Below are 1343 nucleotides of genomic sequence, written 5' to 3' on the forward strand. Positions count from 1 at the left end.
CTGTGCATTCGTCAGGTCATGCCGCCCCACGAAGTGGATCATGACACATCAAGATCCACTTCTGAAACGCACCCTAGTACTCCAGCAGGATTTCGCTGTCTGACCTGGTCTTTTCGTCGGGTGGCGGGAGTGTAGCGGGACTTCGATCGTGCGGGGGCGGTCTCACGGAGATCGCCCTTCGATCGTGCGACAACGCCGCAGGTAGTGACAGCGGCGGGCGACTGCTTGTCGTCGGCGGCGCCAGTTCGACCAGCTCAGCGCGTGGTGTCGTCCGCGGTGTCCGCTCAGGTGCGGGGGCCGGGCACGACAAGCTGCCAGGAGTCGCCGAACCTCCGCCACTGTGAGCCCGATGACCCCGGGTGTCTCACCTGTTCCGCCCCCTTTTCCCAGGGCTGGTGTGCCGTAGCGGCCAGGAAAGCGTGAGCGAGCATGGCCAGAGTGATGGGCCGATACCAGCCCACGTAGCGGCGGACCTCGTACTGATCCAGGCCGCACTCGTTCTTCGCGGCCTGGAAGCACTCCTCGATCGCCCAGCGCGCCCCGGCGACCCGCACCAGCTCCTGGACGGTGACCTGAAGGGGCGCGTAGGCGAGGTAGTAGGCGACCTCGTCGGGCTTGCTGATGCTGCGCCGGGCCAGTGCCCACCGCATCCGGTGAGGGACCTCGCCTTGATAGTCGAATTCGGCGACGGCCGGCAGCCGCACCGCTGCCCAGTGGTAGACGCGGGGCCCCTTCGCGCCGTCGCCGCAGGAGATCTTCTCCCATGCCTCGTCCGGGGCCTGCGCGAACAGGCCCTCGATCCGTGAACAGCCCACGCTGAACTGAGACTTGGGGACGGCCAGTACGTAGCCGACACCCGACTGCTCCAGCAGCCGGCGGAACCGGTTGTCCTGGCCGTAGGCGGAATCCGCGGTGACCCAGGTAATGGGCAGTGGCGAGGCCAGGGCCCGCAGCACCATGTGCCGGGCCAGTTCGCCTTTGGTGGCGAACTCCCGCTCGTCGGGGACCCTTGCGGTGCGGCAGCGTTCCCGGTCCTCAGTCCAGGACTTCGGGAGGTAGATGTTCTGTCCACGGAGGCGTAGGCGGCGAAGACGCCGATCTGGCAGTTCTCGGTCCGGCCGGGGGCCTGTATTTCAATTAGTGCTTGTTCAGGCGGAGTTGGTGGGAGGGTGGACCATGACCGTGCGTCCACCCGTCACCGCCTTACGGGCCAAGTTCGATCGGATCCTGCCGCATCTCGACGAGCGCCGCCGTCGGCTCTACCTGGCTAGTGCTGTGACCGCATAGGTTCGCCGGGTTGGTGGTTGGGGCGGTTGGATGAACGGTGACGTTCGATCCGACTG

General features: G+C 66.3%; 1 pseudogene. It reads right to left on the reverse strand.

What is annotated here, in order from left to right:
* Nucleotides 1–284: 284 nt before the first annotated feature.
* Nucleotides 285–1120, reverse strand: a pseudogene (locus tag ABD198_RS30445) (IS701 family transposase); the annotation flags it as partial.
* Between the last annotated feature and the right edge of the window lie 223 nt (nt 1121–1343).

This window comes from Streptomyces thermocarboxydovorans (assembly GCF_039524635.1).
Lineage (GTDB): Bacteria > Actinomycetota > Actinomycetes > Streptomycetales > Streptomycetaceae > Streptomyces > Streptomyces thermocarboxydovorans.